At 65.4% G+C, this 16039-nt stretch carries 15 protein-coding genes; 6 read left to right on the top strand and 9 right to left on the bottom strand.

Annotated features, from left to right (window positions below; all coding sequences use genetic code 11):
• Positions 1–4: 4 nt before the first annotated feature.
• Positions 5–2029: a serine hydrolase domain-containing protein gene (locus H4O11_RS06500; RefSeq protein WP_182338586.1), complete on the bottom strand. Its 2025-nt coding sequence runs from the start codon at positions 2027–2029 to the stop codon at positions 5–7.
• A gap of 113 nt (positions 2030–2142) precedes the next feature.
• Between H4O11_RS06500 and H4O11_RS06495 the strand changes: the two genes are divergently transcribed.
• Positions 2143–2991 (top strand): helix-turn-helix domain-containing protein, encoded by an 849-nt coding sequence (locus H4O11_RS06495; RefSeq protein ID WP_343042788.1) that lies wholly within the window; start codon positions 2143–2145, stop codon positions 2989–2991.
• Between the two features lie 24 nt (positions 2992–3015).
• Here the strand turns inward: H4O11_RS06495 and H4O11_RS06490 are convergent, their stop codons facing one another.
• The 4 genes from H4O11_RS06490 to H4O11_RS06475 form a co-directional block, all read right to left on the bottom strand.
• On the bottom strand, positions 3016–3519 hold the full coding sequence (locus H4O11_RS06490) for an Ohr family peroxiredoxin (protein WP_182338584.1): 504 nt from the start codon (positions 3517–3519) through the stop codon (positions 3016–3018).
• A 43-nt stretch (positions 3520–3562) separates the two neighbouring features.
• On the bottom strand, positions 3563–4330 hold the full coding sequence (locus tag H4O11_RS06485; protein WP_182338583.1) for an SDR family oxidoreductase: 768 nt from the start codon (positions 4328–4330) through the stop codon (positions 3563–3565).
• 133 nt (positions 4331–4463) lie between these two features.
• Positions 4464–5498: a LysR family transcriptional regulator gene (locus tag H4O11_RS06480; protein ID WP_182338582.1), complete on the bottom strand. Its 1035-nt coding sequence runs from the start codon at positions 5496–5498 to the stop codon at positions 4464–4466.
• Positions 5495–5824: a sigma factor-like helix-turn-helix DNA-binding protein gene (locus H4O11_RS06475; RefSeq protein ID WP_182338581.1), complete on the bottom strand. Its 330-nt coding sequence runs from the start codon at positions 5822–5824 to the stop codon at positions 5495–5497. Before H4O11_RS06475 ends, H4O11_RS06480 begins: the two co-directional genes overlap by 4 nt.
• Positions 5825–5918: 94 nt before the next feature.
• On the opposite strand from H4O11_RS06475, the gene H4O11_RS06470 reads away from it, so the two are divergent.
• From H4O11_RS06470 to H4O11_RS06460, 3 genes are all read left to right on the top strand, one after another.
• Positions 5919–6398, top strand: coding sequence for a carboxymuconolactone decarboxylase family protein (locus H4O11_RS06470; protein WP_182338580.1), 480 nt, complete (start codon positions 5919–5921; stop codon positions 6396–6398).
• A gap of 89 nt (positions 6399–6487) precedes the next feature.
• Positions 6488–6904, top strand: a complete 417-nt coding sequence (locus H4O11_RS06465) for a cupin domain-containing protein (RefSeq protein WP_182338579.1) — start codon at positions 6488–6490, stop codon at positions 6902–6904.
• A 106-nt stretch (positions 6905–7010) separates the two neighbouring features.
• Positions 7011–7898, top strand: a complete 888-nt coding sequence (locus tag H4O11_RS06460) for an RNA polymerase sigma-70 factor (RefSeq protein ID WP_182338578.1) — start codon at positions 7011–7013, stop codon at positions 7896–7898.
• 56 nt (positions 7899–7954) lie between these two features.
• On the opposite strand, the gene H4O11_RS06455 is transcribed toward H4O11_RS06460, so the two are convergent.
• Positions 7955–8875, bottom strand: coding sequence for an MBL fold metallo-hydrolase (locus H4O11_RS06455; protein WP_182338577.1), 921 nt, complete (start codon positions 8873–8875; stop codon positions 7955–7957).
• 373 nt (positions 8876–9248) lie between these two features.
• Here H4O11_RS06455 and H4O11_RS06450 point away from each other — a divergent pair, with 373 nt between their 5' ends.
• Together H4O11_RS06450 and H4O11_RS06445 are read left to right on the top strand one after the other, a co-directional pair.
• Complete coding sequence (locus H4O11_RS06450; protein ID WP_343042786.1) at positions 9249–10547, top strand: spinster family MFS transporter; 1299 nt, start codon at positions 9249–9251, stop codon at positions 10545–10547.
• Positions 10544–12208 (top strand): carboxylesterase/lipase family protein, encoded by a 1665-nt coding sequence (locus H4O11_RS06445; protein ID WP_246333325.1) that lies wholly within the window; start codon positions 10544–10546, stop codon positions 12206–12208. Before H4O11_RS06450 ends, H4O11_RS06445 begins: the two co-directional genes overlap by 4 nt.
• An 82-nt stretch (positions 12209–12290) precedes the next feature.
• Here H4O11_RS06445 and H4O11_RS06440 read toward each other — a convergent pair whose 3' ends face one another.
• The 3 genes from H4O11_RS06440 to H4O11_RS06430 form a co-directional block, all read right to left on the bottom strand.
• Positions 12291–12989 carry a TetR/AcrR family transcriptional regulator gene (locus H4O11_RS06440; protein ID WP_182338576.1) on the bottom strand — a complete coding sequence of 233 codons (699 nt, stop codon included), beginning with the start codon at positions 12987–12989 and terminating at the stop codon, positions 12291–12293.
• A 111-nt stretch (positions 12990–13100) separates the two neighbouring features.
• Positions 13101–14336 carry a serine hydrolase domain-containing protein gene (locus H4O11_RS06435; RefSeq protein ID WP_182338575.1) on the bottom strand — a complete coding sequence of 412 codons (1236 nt, stop codon included), beginning with the start codon at positions 14334–14336 and terminating at the stop codon, positions 13101–13103.
• On the bottom strand, positions 14333–15958 hold the full coding sequence (locus H4O11_RS06430) for an AMP-binding protein (protein ID WP_182338574.1): 1626 nt from the start codon (positions 15956–15958) through the stop codon (positions 14333–14335). Before H4O11_RS06430 ends, H4O11_RS06435 begins: the two co-directional genes overlap by 4 nt.
• Positions 15959–16039 lie beyond the last annotated feature (81 nt).

The following is a 16039-nucleotide window of genomic DNA, read 5'->3' as shown; positions in this document are numbered from 1 at the left end:
CGGATCAGTAGTTCGCACCAAAGCCGATGATGTGGTGGGCAAACCCGAGCCAGAGCAGGAACAGGCAGGCCAGCGCCAACAGCACCGCCCACAGCCGGGCCAGCCACTTGCGGCGGCCGCGCAGCACATGCCAGGCATTCCACACCGCGATGACGGCACCGACCGGCAGCGCCACCGTGGCGAACAGGCGCATCGCGATGATGAGACCGTCATTGCCCGGGCTGGTCATTTCCAGCTTGCTCAGCATGGCCACCACCAGGCCGAGTGCAGCCGAGGTCGCCAGCAGGGACAACAGTGCGCCGATCCGTACCAGGCGGTGGGCACGCGCATCGGCCCCGCTCAATGCATAGCCCACCCCGTAGTAGCGACGTACGAGCGCCGACACCGGCCACGCCAGCACCGTCAGCAGCAGCACCAGCAGGCTGGCGCCCAGCAACGGCATCGACAACGCGCGCCAGCTCGACAGCCGCTCGAACACCATGATCGGCGCGTACGGCTCCAGGCTGAAGCGGGTGACCTTGCCGTCAACCACGTCGGCAGCCAGGCGATCGGTACTTGTCGTGTCCTGCCACAGGTACGGCGCGACTTCGCGCCATTTCTTCGGCGCACCACCCACCCCCATCGCAGCGGTCACGCTGATGGTGCCGTCCTCGTTGGCGGCTACCTTGATCGGCCCCAGCAGGTTGGCCAGCGACAGGAAGCTGCTGTCCGGACGACGGCTGCTGGTGTACGAGCCGGCGATCTGCGATGCATGCTGCTGGGCTTCCTCCTTCGCCACCGCGGTGGACGTGGCCGGCTTTCCGGGCAGGTAACGATCAGCAAATCCGCGCGAGAGCGCATAGCGGATATGCCCGGTCGCACCGTCGCGCCCGGAACTGTTCATCGACACGAACAGGCCGATTCCATCGTCGAGGAACAACTGCAGGTCGCTATGGAACCATTGCGTGTCGCCGCCATGCGAGATGGCGCGGTGGCCGTTCACCGTGGTTTCGTAGAAGCCCAGCATCATCCGGTTCAGTGGGCCGACCGAGGCCTGCCCGGTCGAATGCATCTGCTGCGCGGTGGCCGCATCGAGGATCCGCGCCTGGCCGTAAGCGCCGTCCTGCAGGTGCGCGATCATGAAGCGCGCCATGTCCGGACCGGTCGATGCCAGGCTGCCTGCCGGCGCCAGGCTGATGAACTCATAGTCCTTGGCCTCAGCTTCGGAGGCCTTGGCATAGCCCTTCGACATGGCGGCAAGCAAGGCCGGCGGAAGCGGCTGGCGGAAGCTGGAATGGTCCATGCCAAGCGGCTTGAAGATATGCCCTTCGATGTAGTCATTGAAGGATTCGCCGGACACACGCTCGACGATGTAGCCGGCCAGCGCAGTGGCATAGTTCGAGTAGGCAGGCGTGGCACCGGGCACATGGATGCGTTCGGGCACCCAATGCTTCAGTGCATCGCCCAATGGCGTGACCTCATTCTCGTCTGCGGTGATCAGCCCGCGGATCTGCTCTTCCATGCCGGTGGTGTGGGTCATCACCTGCCGCAGCGTCACGGGCGCACCGTCACGTGCCGGAATCCGGAAATCGAGGTATGTGTTGACGTCGGCGTCCAGGTCCAGCTTGCCCTGCCCGACCAGCTGCATCACCGCCGTCCAGGTGAACAGCTTGGACACCGAACCCGGCCGGAACAGGGTGCCATCCGGATCTACCGGCGTACGCGTGGCCAGATCGGCATAGCCATAGCCCTTCTTCAGCAGCACCTGGCCATCCTTCACCACGACGACGACGGCACCGGCGATGTCCCCATTGGCCAGCGCGTAGGGCAGGAATCCATCCAGCCAGGCTTCCGCATCCTCGCCGGTCAAGGCCGGCGTGCTTCGGGGCACCACGGCATTCGCCTCTGGCGGCGTCGCCGCCACCGGGGTGGGAGCCGGCGCGGGTATCGTCGTGGGCGGTACGGCGGCGGCGGGAACGGCGGCCCCTTGGGCCAGCAACGGCAATGCGATCAGCACCGCGCTGCACAGGATCTGATGAATCGAACGCATCGAACGGCCTCCAGACTGAAACGACTGAACGGTCCCATGCCCGAGGAGTATCGCGGGCTGGCGGATATATCCTGATTCGGCGATAATGATCCTAATCAGAGAATTGTCAACCCGTGCCAAAAGTCGTGGAGCGAACGCCTTTCGAGCAGCCCGCCCTTTCCAAGGGTCGTACCGGAAGGCGATCATGCCCCGTGCTGGAGGTACCAGCAGAAAGCGGTTGGGCTCCAGGAGATCCCGCAGGAATGACCCCACAACACCCCACCATTGGCGGACTGCTGCGCTCCCTGCGCGCCCGCAAGGGATGGACGCTCAAGCAGATGAGCGAACATGCCGGCATCCCGCTGTCGACCTTGTCCAAGGTCGAGCATGATCGCTTGACCCTTACCTACGACAAGCTGCTCCAGCTTGCGCAGCGGCTGCAGTTGCGGATGTCGGAACTTTTCGCAGAGGACGCCGACCAGGTCGAACCGGCAGTGACGGCACGGCGCAGCATCGGCCGGATCGAGGATGCAATCCGTGTCACCACGCCAAATTACGACTACTTCTATCTTTGCCCGGAATTGCGCCGCAAACGCATGATCCCGGTACTGACGCGTGTCCGCGCCAAGACCATCGAAGAGTTCGGCGAGCTGGTGCACCACTCCGGCGAGGAGTACATCCACGTGCTGGAGGGGCGGATGGAGGTGCACACGGAGTTCTACGATCCCATGGTGCTGGAAGCCGGCCAATCGGTGTATATCGACTCCAACATGGGCCATGCCTACATCGCGGCGGAAGGCTGCGACGAGGTGGTGTTGCTGGGTGTCTGCTCAAGCAGCGATGAACATCTGATGGAGTCACTGCTGACGCTTCATGGCGACGAAAGCGCTACACGCCAGCACGGCACCAGGCACCTGGCAGCACCGAAGGCCACCGTCAGGAAAGCCAGCCGCAGGAAAACAACCGCCAGGGCCAAGCCCTGAGGCCAGCTGCCGTGGGTCCCAGGATCACTCCACCGCCACGGTAACCGTGACGCGGTGGCTGATCCCGCGGTGGAACATCTTCGCGTATGGGCACACGCGCTCGGTATTGCGTACCAGTTCGGCCGCCAGCGTGGGATCCATCCCCGGCAGGCAGGCGGATATCTCCGCCGACAGCAGGTAGAACCCATCCACCGGGTCGCGTGCGAACGTCACGGCCACTTCGATGCTTGGATCGTCCAGCACCAGGCCCGCGCGCGCGGCGACCAGCACCAGTGCGCCATGGAAGCAGCCCGCGTAGCCGGCGGCCAGCAGTTGTTCCGGGTTGGTGCCACCGCCAGCACCCCCGAGTTCGGATGGCAGGCGCAGGTCGACCAGCAGCTCACCATCATCCGAGCGCGCCACGCCCGAGGCCCGGCCGTGCCGTGCCTCACCACCGCTCACACGCACCCTGCCGGTATACAGCGGACGCGCAGCTTCGCCCTGGTATCTGTCGAGCACGCTGGGTGGTGGAGGTTTCAGTCCAGTCATTGCCTCTCCCCGTGGAGCGAAACCGGGCAGGCCGCCACGCCGTTCAGGCCGGACGGGCCTGCAGCAGGCCGGACTGATGCAGCCAGCTGTCGAAATCCACCTTGCCTGTCCACGCCTGCCCCGCCGGCACCAGGGTGTCGTCCTGCAACAGCGCACCGAAGTAGCCGGCCTTCGCATCGCCAACCACCCGGCGTGCATCACCGGTGGCGCCCAGGAAACGCTGCGCCAACCCGGCCATCGATTCGCGCTGCGGGCCGGCAATCTCGACCACGCCGTTCGCCGGTGCCTTCAATGTCACCTCCGCCACCGCATCGGCCACGTCCTCGGCGGCGATCGGCTGCACCAGCGCACTCGGCAGGCGTAGCACCTGGCCCTCGCCGGCGGACTGGATGATGCCGGGCAGGAACTCGAAGAACTGGGTCGAATGGATGATGGTGTAGGCGATGCCGGAATCGCGGATGAGCCGCTCCTGGGCGATCTTGCCGCGGAAATAGCCACTGGCTGCAAGCTTGTCGGTGCCCACCACCGACAGCGCGACGTGGTGGCGCACGCCGGCTGCCAGTGCAGCGCCGAGGATGTTGCGGCCGGCGGTTTCGAAGAAGGACAGCACCGCAGCATCTTCGAACGACGGCGAGTTTGCCAGGTCCACCACCACGTCGGTCCCCGCCATGGCCTCGGCCAGGCCTTCGCCACTGAGGACATCGATGCCGGTGGACGGCGCAGCGACCACGGCCTCATGGCCGGCCGCGCGCAGCCGATCGACCACCTTGCTGCCGATCCGGCCGGTACCGCCGATGACGAGGATCTTCATGACACATCTCCAGGAGAACGGGAAAGAGGGCGACGCAGCGCGCCGGGGTGCAGGTGAATCGTAGGAGTCTGGTAGCTGCGGCAGTAGAGCCGCACAGGGACGCGCGCTGTTGCCCTGCGGGCACCAATGGCAATCACGCCCAGGCCGGCTCGGCGTGGGCGTCCTGCGTGGTTGCCAGCTGGTGGGCCTCCCAGTGGGATATCACGTCCAGGTCGAGCGCACGCACGCGCTGGGTGCTGAAATCGATGAACGCGCGGATGCGCTTGGGCAGCTGGCGGCGGCTGAGGTAGCACAGGTAGTGCCCGCGGTCATGCGGTGCATAGCGGTCCAGGCAGGTCACCACCATTCCTGCGCGCAGCGCCTCCCGCACCTGGTAGCTGGGCAACTGGGCGATGCCCTGCCCGTCCACCACTGCCTGCAATGCCAGGTCGGCGTCGTTGAACACCAGCGCCGCGGCAGGCTGTGGATGTATGTCCAGGCCATCGACGCGGAAGTCCCAACCCTGCAGGCGCCCACCCGGCAGCCGGCGGCCGATGCAGGCGTGCTGGGCCAGTTCCTCGACGGTTGCCGGCAGGCCATGGGCCTGCGCGTAACCGGGCGATGCACAGACCAGCAGCTGCATCGGTACCAGTTGCTTGGCGATGACCTGGCTGTCTTCCAGCAGGCCATCGCGGAACGCGATGTCTATGCGATCAGCCGCCAGGTCCGGCGCCTGCTCATCGAGCAGCAGCTCCAGCGACACCCCGGGATATTCGGCACGGAACGCCGCCAGCAGCGGGGCAATCACCCGGCGGCCGAATCCGTACGTGGCGCTGATGCGCAGGTGCCCTTTCGGCGGCCCTTCGCGCAGCTCGCGCATCTCGTCCAGCGCCTGCAGGATGCTGTCCACGCCGGGGCGACAACCTTCAAGGAACAGCTCGCCCTCGCTGGTCAACGATGTCGTGCGCGTCGTGCGCAGGAACAGGCGCACGCCGAGTTGGCTTTCCAGCTTCTGCACGCTGCGGCTGACCGCCGAACGGCCGATGCCCAGGCGATCGCCCGCACGGGCAAAGCTGCCCTCGGCGGCCACTGCGATGAATGCAAGCACGCCTGCGTAGCTGGTGGAGAACGAGGCATTGAGTGGATCGCGGCCATCGCCGCTGGTGCTCGATTGCGAGGTGGCATTCATGGTGTTCCAGGCTCCAGGTGATCGCCATGCGCCTGCAGGCAGGCGCGTGCCTGTTCCAGTCGCCGCCGGCAGGCCGACAGGTCCAGGCCGAGCAGGGGCACGATGTCGTCGAACCCGGCACCCAGCACGTCATGCAGCAACAACACGGCGCGGGCATCGGGAGGCAGTTCGTCCAGCGCAGCAAGGAATTCCTGCCAGACCCGTTCACTGGGAGGCATCAGGCCACGACGATGGGCGGAAGAGGGATCCATATCCTGCAGACGGGCCAGCACATCCGGCTGTGACAGGCCGGACACGCGGCATTGGTGCGCACGGCGCAACACCATGCGTCCCTGCGGCCGTCTAGCGGCAACAGCTCGCCGGACGTAGCCTCGCCCGGCAACGTCCATCCCCTTCTTGCCGACAAAAAGGAAACACCTCATGACCCAGCGTCTCGACTACGCCAAGCAGTCCCCCGAACTGTTCAAGAAACTGGCCGCCTTCTCGCAGGCGACGCACGCCACTTCGATCGAGGCCCCGCTCCATGACCTGGTCAACATCCGCGCCTCGCAACTCAATGGCTGCGGCTTCTGCCTGGACATGCACGTCAAGGAAGCCACGATTCATGGCGAGCGCCCGTTGCGCCTGCACCACATTGCGGCATGGCGCGAATCGAACCTGTTCAGCCCGCGCGAGCGTGCCTGCCTGGCCTGGACCGAAGTAATGACCCAGTTGCCTGCGCAGGGCGTGCCGGACGAACTGTACGAGCGCGTGCGCACCCAGCTGTCCGAGCAGGAGATCATCGACCTGACTTACGCGGTGATGGCCATCAATGCCTGGAACCGCGCCAATGTCGCCTTCCGTACCGAACCCGGCTCATTGGACAAGGCGTTCGGGCTGGACAAGGCCGGCCTGGCCTGAGCTTTCAGGTGCCGGCGTACTGCATGCCGGCACAGCGCTTTCCCGGCCCGCATGCTCCATGCATGCCGGGCCCCATGAGGAGATCCGACATGCGCACCCTACCGTCCATCGCATTGCTCGCCCTGTTGCCGCTCGGCACCTTCGCAGCGGAACCGGCCGCGCACGCCAGCCAGGCACCCGAACCGATCGTCCATGAGGTGCTGACCCAGCCACTGCCCGACCACCCTGGCAAGGAAGCGCTGATCCTTACCGTCGAGTATCCGCCCGGCGGCGCCGACCCGGTGCACCGCCACGACGCGCATGGCTTCGTCTACGTGCTCGAAGGGCGCATCGTGATGGGCGTAGCCGGTGGCCGCGAGGTCACGCTAGGCCCAGGCGAAGCCTTCCATGAAGGCCCGCAGGACCTGCACACCGTCGGCCGTAATGCCAGCACCGCCGAACCGGCGAAATTCGTGGTGTTCCTGCTCAAGGACATCGGCAAGCCAGCCGTGCTGCCGCCACGCTGAGGGGCGGGCCCTCCGGCCCAGCAACGGCATGATGTCCAGCAGCCGGGCCGATGCCCGGCTGCTGCCGTGGTGTCACAATCGGGGCATCTGTCCCGTCTGCCCTTCCATGGAAGACCCTACCGCCCTGTTCACCCATCTCCGCCCGCGCCTGTTCGGCGTGGCGTACCGCATGCTCGGTTCGGTGGCCGAAGCAGAAGACGTGGTGCAGGACGTGTGGCTGCGCTGGCACGGTGCCGTGCAGGCGGACATCGACAATCCCGAGGCCTGGCTGGTTGCCACCACCACGCGCCGCGCAATCGACGGCCTGCGCCTGGCGCGACGCACGCGCGAACACTATGTCGGCATGTGGCTGCCCGAACCGCTGCTCACCGACGATGCCACCACCCCTGAGTACATTCTGGAAACCGCCAGTGATCTTTCGGTCGCCTTCCTCAACGTGCTGGAGCGGCTGGCACCGGATGCGCGCGCCGCCTTCCTGCTGCACGATGTACTCGACCAGGGCTATGACGTCGTTGCCCGCACGCTGGACAAGTCCGAAGCAGCGTGCCGGCAGATCGTACATCGCGCACGCCAGCAACTGCGCCAGGCGCGGCCGCGCTACAACATCCCGCAGGACGTCCACCAGCGACTGATGCGCCGTTTCGCCGAAGCGGTATCCAGCGGCGATTTCACGACCATGAGGTCGATGATGGCCGAATCGGCCGTGCTGATCGGCGACGGCGGCGGCATCGTCAGCAGCTTCCCCAAGCCGATGCTGGGCGGCGCACGCATCGCCCAGCTGCTGTATGCCCCGCACCTGCGCCGCAAGGACCAGCTGCGCGTGGTACCGGTGGAGCTCAATGGACGGATGGGGCTGCTGCGCTACTTCGATGGAATGCTGGAATCGGCGATGGCGTTCGACACCGATGGCGAGCGTATCGTGGAGATCCTGGTGCAGCGCAATCCACGCAAGCTGCAGCGGCTGGTGCAACAGGTGGTGACCGCCGTGCAATAGGCGCCCGGGCATGCCTGCATGGGTTGCATGCAGGCGCGCCCTTCGCCGCGCTGTGGTCAGAAGTCCCAGAACACGGGCACCCAACGGAACGCATCGCCATCGACGGCGACCCGTCCAATGGACGGAAACGGCAGGTGCGTGGCCACCAGCATCTCGCCGGACCCTGCCAGTTCCTGCAGGAGTTCGATGCGCACGCGCGCCGACTCTTCCGGATCGTGCTCGAAACCGTTATGCCAGTTCGGCTGGTCGAATCCGACCGCGAACACGGCGTCGCCGGCAAACGTCAGCGCTTCGCCGCGCGATGCCAGCCGCACCACGCTGTGTCCCGGGGTGTGGCCACCGGTACGACGGACAATGATTCCCGGTGCCACTTCATGCTCGTCCTCAAAGGTCCGTACGTAGCGGCTGTACTCGGCCCAGAAGTGCTTTGCCGTCGCCCGCAACGCATCCGGGAAGCCCTGCGGCATGTTGGTATGGGTGAAATCCGGCGCCTTCCAGAACTCGACTTCGGATGCGGCGACATGGATCTGCAGGTCCGGGCGCAGGCGCTCCTTCACTCCATCGACGAGCAGCCCGCCGATGTGGTCCATGTGCATGTGGGTGATCACCACGTCGGTCACCGCGGCAAGGTCGATGCCCGCCGCTTCCAGGCGCCGGATCAGCTGGCCGGCGCGTGGCAGCTGCAGGTCCGGGTCGAGCCCCAGCCCTGCGTCGATCAGGATGGTGCGATCACCACTCTGCGCCACCAGCACGTTCAATGCCCAGTCGAACGCATCCTGTGGCAGGTACATGTCTTCCAGCCAGGCCGCGCGCGCGGCCGGTTCGGCGTTGTGGCCCAACATCTGGGTGGGCAGTGGCAGCACGCCGTCACTGACCACCAGCACATCGATATCACCCACCTTCAGCGCGTAGCGCGACGGAACCAGTTCGTCGAGTGCCGGCGGGATGGGGTTTGCAGTAGTTTCCAGGCTGAACATGTTGAAATCTCCAGGGAGAGAGGGTCCGATCACCCGGATCGGCCCCGTTGGCTGACTGGCAACCAGGCGCCTTGCGGCTCGATTGAAGGCAAGGCGCCTGCCAGCGGCGTCTGACACCGGTCACGGCAGGAAGCCGTGGGTTGCCAGCGTAGGCAGCACAGCGCGGGGGCAGTAGATCCGCGCGCGGGCTCACGGTGTTGCCCGGTGTGCACCAACGGGCCGGGTGCCCTTCTGGCAGGAGGTATCCGGCAGTCCTGCGGGGCGCCGATACACATATTCACGCGCGCTATAGTGAATGTTGACGGCGTCGACGGTTTGACCGCATGATGCCGATACGCGATCAATACCGATCAGCTTGGAGGGAGGGCTCCAGGTGCCAATTGAACTCGAACGCGGGCGAACGTCACCGCGCGCCTGGGTAACACTGGGCATGTTGTGTTTCATCTATGTGCTGAACTTCCTCGACAGGCAACTGTTGGCAATCCTGGCCAAACCGATCCAGGACACGCTGCACATCAGCGACAGTCAGCTGGGACTGATCGGAGGGCTCTACTTCGCGATGTTCTATTGCTTCATCGCGATTCCGGTTGGCTGGCTGGCCGACAACACCAACCGGGTCAAACTGCTTGCCTTCGCCTGCGCGCTGTGGAGTGCCGCCACCGTAGCCTGTGGGCTGGCACGCACCTATCCGCAGCTGGCTATCGCACGAATGACCGTCGGGGTCGGCGAGGCAGGCGGGGTCCCGCCCTCCTACGCCATCATTTCCGACTGTTTTCCCCCGGGCCGCCGTGGAACCGCACTGGGCATCTACAACCTGGGCCCACCGATCGGGACGGCACTGGGAATCGCCTTCGGCGCCTCCATTGCCGCTGCCTACAGTTGGCGCTACGCCTTCATCGTGCTGGGTGCGCTTGGTGTCATCACATCACTTGTGTTCGTGCTGACCGTCCGTGAACCGCCCCGCGGCGCGCTGGATCCGGCCGTGGTCAAGCAGGGGAAGGCAGGCTTCTGGGAAACCATGGGGATGTTCTTCACCCGCCCCGAACTGCTGCTCGCCGCGCTTGGCAGCGGCGCTACCCAGTTCATCACCTATGGGCTGAGCAACTTCACCACGCTGTTCCTGATGCGCGAAAAAGGCATGCAGTTCAGTGATGTCGCCGTCTGGTATGCGCTGGTCGTCGCCGTTGGAATGGGCGGAGGCATCTATGTTTCCGGACGCATGATCGACCGCCTGACCAAACGCTCCAGGACCTATTACGCGCTGCTCCCTGCAGCCTCATTGACCCTGGCCATCCCGCTGTACCTGGCCTTCGTGTGGGCACCCAGCTGGCCGCTCGCGCTGTTGTTCCTGCTCGGGCCGAACTTCCTCAATTACTTCTACCTGACCTCCTCGGTCACCCTGGTACAGCAGGAAGTCCGCCCCGACCAGCGCGTCATGTCCGGTGCCCTGCTGCTGCTGGTCATGAACTTCATCGGCCTGGGACTGGGACCGACGTACGTCGGCGCAGCCAGCGACTGGTTCCGCGCCACGCATCCACAGAATTCGCTGCAGATGGCCCTGTATACGCTGACGCCGTTCTACCTGCTCGCCATCGGGCTGTTCCTGTGGCTGGCCAAGGTATTGCAACGGCCCACCATCCAAACGATCGCGAACAAGGGAGCCACCCCATGACCCAGCCGAGCCTGCGCAACATCGGCGTGCTGACCGCAAGGCGGGCCGCGCTCGCCATTCTCCTTGCTTCCCCCATGCTCGCTCAGTCGGCAACGCCGGGGGCGGGTGCCGGGCCCATTGCGGAGACTGCCAGCGGCAAGCTGCGTGGGGCGGTGGAAGGCCCATTGCATGTGTTCAAGGGAATCCCCTTCGCCGCACCACCCGTCGGGACGCTGCGATGGAAGGCGCCTGCCCCGGTGCAGGCCTGGCAGGGCATAAAGGATGCGACCCGGTTCGGCGCGGCCTGCATCCAGCCCTCCAACCGCGTGCAGAGCATCTATGCGCAGGACATCGGCACCACCAGCGAAGATTGCCTGAGCTTGAACGTGTGGGCACCGGCCGACGCCAGCAACGCCCCGGTACTGGTCTGGATCCACGGCGGTGCACTGCGCACCGGCGCTTCGAAAGAACCGTTCTATGATGGTTCCAGGCTTGCGCAGCGCGGTGTTGTCGTGGTGTCGATCAACTACCGCCTGGGCGTGCTGGGTTACCTGGCACACCCGGAACTCTCCGCCGAATCAGCGCAGGGCGTGTCGGGCAACTATGGGCTGCTCGACCAGGTCGCGGCACTGGACTGGGTAAGGGCCAACATCGCCGGGCTCGGCGGCGACCCATCGAACGTCACCATCGCAGGCGAATCCGCCGGCGCGCTCAGCGTGATGTACCTGATGGCCGCCGCTCCGGCCCGCGGATTGTTCCATAAGGCGATCCTGCAGAGCGCCTACATGATCTCCACGCCCGCATTGACCGAAAGCGTGCATGGCGAACCCGCCGCCGAGGACGTCGGCACGTTCATCGCGGCCAAGCTCAACGCTTCGGATATCGCGGCACTACGCGCCATGGGCGGCCAGGAAGTTTCCGATGCCGCCGCCGTCGCCGGCTTCGCACCGTGGGCCACCATCGATGGGCAGGTACTGGCGCGGCAACTGGTCGAAACCTACGAGCATGGCGACCAGGCCGCCGTGCCGATCCTGGTCGGGTTCAACAGCGGCGAGATCCGCTCGCTGAGCATCCTGGCGCCGCCGGTGCCCGCCAGCGCGGCCGCTTACGAAGCCACGATCCGCGAGCGCTATCTCGACCTGGCGGACGACTTCCTGCGCCAGTATCCAAGCTCGGACCTGCAGGAAAGCATCTTCGCCAACACCCGCGATGCGCTGTACGGCTGGACATCCGAACGCATGGCACGCAACCAGACCGCGATCGGCCAGCCGGCCTACCTGTACTACTTCGACCATGGCTATCCAGCGGCGGACCGCGCGAACCTGCATGGGTTCCATGCCAGCGAGATTCCTTATGTATTCGGTACTTTCGATGCCACTCCACCGCGTTGGCCGAAGAATCCGGACACCCCGGAGGAAAGGCGCTTTTCGGACGCACTGATCGGCTACTGGACCAGCTTCGCGCGCACCGGCGTGCCACGCGCGGCAGACACACCGGCCTGGCCCGCTTACGGCACCAACGCAGCGTTCATGCATTTTGCCGACATGCCGAAAGCATCCACAGGGCTGCTGCCCGGCATGTACGAACTGCATGAGGAGGCCATGCTGCGACGTCGTGCGGCCGGCACGCTGCCCTGGAACTGGAACACCGGCCTGGCATCGCCGCCGCTGCCCAAGCCCTGATCGACCCGCATCCGACCCGCCCACCACGGTGTGCGGGTCACCTGCGCCTGGCGATCTCCATGGCGCGCGCGAGCACCTTGGCCTATTGCCCGGCCCTTAGCGACATGAAACCCGCCGCCATGAAGCGCGCGACCCGCTGCTTCACCGCGGCGAAATCATCGGAGCGGCACAGCCCACCCGAAAGCCTGTCGATACGGCCGGTCCGCGCCAATGTGTTCATCAGGGTGCCGGTTACGAAGTGGTAACCCCAGAAAATGTCCTCGTCGGCATAGTCGGGCAGCGCGCGCTTGAGGATGCCGACCAGCTTCAGCACCACCGGATCGAAGTAGCGATCCATCAACGCGGCGCCCTCGGGCGTGTTGCTCGCCCGTGCGCAGAAGGCGGCGTAGTTCATCCAGCCTTCCCCGCCCTCCAGGTAAAGATCCAGGTCAGTGTCCAGGAATGCATGCAGGGCGCCCTCTACGCTGGGCGTGTCGCCGGCTTCGGCCTCGTACTTTTCCAGCGCGGCCATGCGCACGTCGCTGGTCACGCTGGCACGCCGTGCGAATACCGCTTCGAACAGGTTCTGCTTGTCCTGGAAGTAGTAGTTCACCAGCGTGGTGTGGACACCGACATGGTGGGCCACATCGCGCAACGTAACGCCATGCAGGCCATGCTTCGAAAAAAGCAGTTCGGCGGCATCGAGGATCTGTTCGATGCTTTCCGCCCGTTGTTCGACCTTGCTGCGGCGAACCCGTTTCTTCGCGACCTTCTTTATCTTGGGTTTTGCGGCCGTGGGCATTGCGCCACTGTCTTCGTAAACAAGGATTCGGTCAAGTCTATTCAGCGCGAATCCGCCGCGTCAACGCACGGCCAAGGCAGCCAGGCCATTGATGTCCGGAATACCAGGCATTCACGCACGGCCTGCCAGCGCCGCATATATCAGCGGCCGCAGCACCTCGCGCACCGATACGGTGGCGGGCATCAACTGGGTCATCAAGGTGAAGGACAATCCCGGACCGGGCGCGGCACCAAACCCCGTGCCGGCAGCGCCGCCCCACGCATACTCGCCTGCCGAGCCGGGGCTGCCGTGGTCGTCGAGCCGGACAATGCCGCCCAGCGCCTGTCCGACACTGCCTTGCGCATATCCACCGAAACGCTCAAGAGACGCGACCAACGGGGCCTGCGGTCCATGCGGCGCCATCATCCGGCGGGCAGACGCCTCGGCCATGACACGTACCTTGCCCACGCTGCCCCGGTTCGCCAACATGTCGGCGAAGCGTCCGTAATCACCGAGCGTGGAGACCAGCCCAGCACTCCCCGAATCCGCGAGGGGGCGATCAAGTGGATTGCGCTCGGCCCTGTCCCCCGTTCGTACCAGCGCACCGTTGCTGGTGGAGTAAAGGCCCGTCAATCGACCGGCCTGGCCCTCCGGGACGAAGAAGCCCGTCGATGCCATGCCCAACGGAGCGAAGATGCGCTCTTGCAGGAAGGCGCCCAGCCGCTTGCCACTTAGCCGCTCGATGACCAGGCCGGCGATATCCAGCCCATAGCCATAAATCCAGTTTGAGCCCGGCTGGAACTCCAGCGGCAAGGTACCCAACCTGCGGGCGAAGCCCTCCAGACCGCCCAGTTGCGGATCGAACATCCAGGCATTGGCGACCAACCCTGCTTCCCTGTAGAGCGGCGCTACCCGCCCGTCTCCCCAACTGTTGGCCAGTCCACAGCTATGGGTCAGCAATTGGCTTACCCGCATCGGCCTGGCCACTTCCCGCTGACCGGACGAACCTGCCAATACCGTCATGTCGGCGAATTCGGGGACATACCTTGCCACGGGATCGTCGAGGCCAAGCCGACCGTCCTCCACCAGCAGCGCAATGCCGGCCGCCACTATCGGCTTGGTCATCGAATAGATGCGATACAGACTGTCCGGCCCCACCTGCTCGACACCCGAAACATGCGTTTCCAGCAGCACGCGGCCGTGGGAAGCAATGCGCAGGGAGGCGAACGGCAACTCGCCGTCCTCGACGAAGCGCCGCAACCGCGCGACGACAGCCTGGAACCTGCCAGCGGAAGAACGGGCGGGCATCGCCCAGGCACCGAGCGCAAGCATCCCGCCCGACACCAGCAGGCTGCGCCGGCTGATCATGGACGCGCCACCGGCACCTGTAGCGCCGGGTCCATGCCGCCGTACTCGACACGCAGGCGCATCTTGTCGATCTTTCCCGTCGCCGCCAAAGGCATCCGCTCCAGGCGGATCACTTCATCAGGCAACCACCAGGACGCCACGCGGCCACGCAGCGCATTGAGCACCGCCTGGTCATCGAACGTGCATCCCTCGCGCAGCTCCACCAGCAGGATCGGTCGCTCTCCCCATTTCGGATGCGCGCGACCGATCACCGTGGACAACGAAACCTCGGGCAATTCGCCCACGATGTCCTCGATCTCGGAAGGGTTGATCCATTCACCGCCCGACTTGATCAGATCCTTCGCGCGGCCAACGATGATCAGGTTCCCCTGCTCGTCGATACGCGCAAGGTCGCCCGTGGCGAACCAGCCCTGTGCATCGACGGCAGCCTGCAGGTCGCCGAAGTAGCGTTCGATGACGCTGGCCCCCTTCACCCTCAAATGGCCTTCCTGCCCACGCTGCTGGGACAGGGGCACGCCCTGTGCGTCGGTGAGCAGCAGATCCATGCCAATCGCCGGACGTCCGGAGACATGCGGCATGCGTGCCGGGTCGTCAGGGGGAGACATGGTGCCGGTGGGGGACAGTTCGGTCATGCCCCAGCTGGTCTGTACCGACGCGCCCAGGCACTGCTCGATGCGCTGCATCAGCGCAGGCGTCATCGGCGCGCCACCGACGATGACGCGCTTCAATGAAGGCGTGCTCTCCCCCGTTGCCTCCAGGTGCTCGGCCAACGCCAGCCATACCGTGGCGATGCCGATCGCCACGGTAACGGACTCGGCATTGATCAGCTGGGCCAGGCTGGCCCCATCCAGCTGGCGCCCGGGCAGGATCAGCCGCGCCCCCACGGCCGGTGCGGCGAATGGCACGCCCCAGCCATTGGCATGGAACATGGGCACCGCCAGCAGGACGCTGTCCCTGCTCGAGATCGCCATGCTGTCGGCCTGCAAGCTGCGCAGGGTATGCAGGTAGTTGCCCCGGTGCGTATAGGTAACGCCCTTGGGCGCGCCTGTGGTTCCGGAGGTGAAGCAAAGACCGCACGGCGCGTCTTCAGCGAAGGCGCCCCACGCCACATCATCTTCCTGCGCCTGCGCGATCATCGGTTCCAACGCAACTGCCATGGGCGCACCATCGACCGTCTCCGCAGTTCCATCGATCGTCAATATCCGCTCGACCGATCCTGCCTGCGATGCGATGCGACGGGCCAACGGCACCAGATCGGCAGATGCCACCAGGACCCGCGCCTGCGACTGCGCCAACATGCTGGCCAGGTGCGCCTCTGCCAGCCGTGGGTTCAAGGTGTGGCAGACAGCCCCCATGCCCATGGTGGCAAACCACGTTTCCACGTGGCCCTGCGTGTTCCAGGCCAGGGTGGCCACATGGTCGCGCATGCGGATTCCCAGGCCAGCGAGTACTGACGACAGCCTGCGGCTGCGCTGCCTCATACCGGCGTAGCCGATCCGCTCGCGGCTGCCTCCTTCGCGCGCCGTCACCACTTCAACATCCGGATGCCAGCGAGCAGCATGGCTCAGGAACTTGTCCAGAGTCAGGGTAAAGGCCTGCATTTCTCCATGATTCACGGACATCACAACCTTGCTATCTCCTGTTGCTGAAAATGTGCGTGGATGCCGGCCATGTCCGGAAGACGCCATGCGCCGGCATCCCGC

It is taken from the genome of Stenotrophomonas tumulicola (genome assembly GCF_014117215.1).
Taxonomy (GTDB): domain Bacteria; phylum Pseudomonadota; class Gammaproteobacteria; order Xanthomonadales; family Xanthomonadaceae; genus Stenotrophomonas; species Stenotrophomonas tumulicola.
This window is presented reverse-complemented; position numbering and strand designations above follow the sequence as displayed.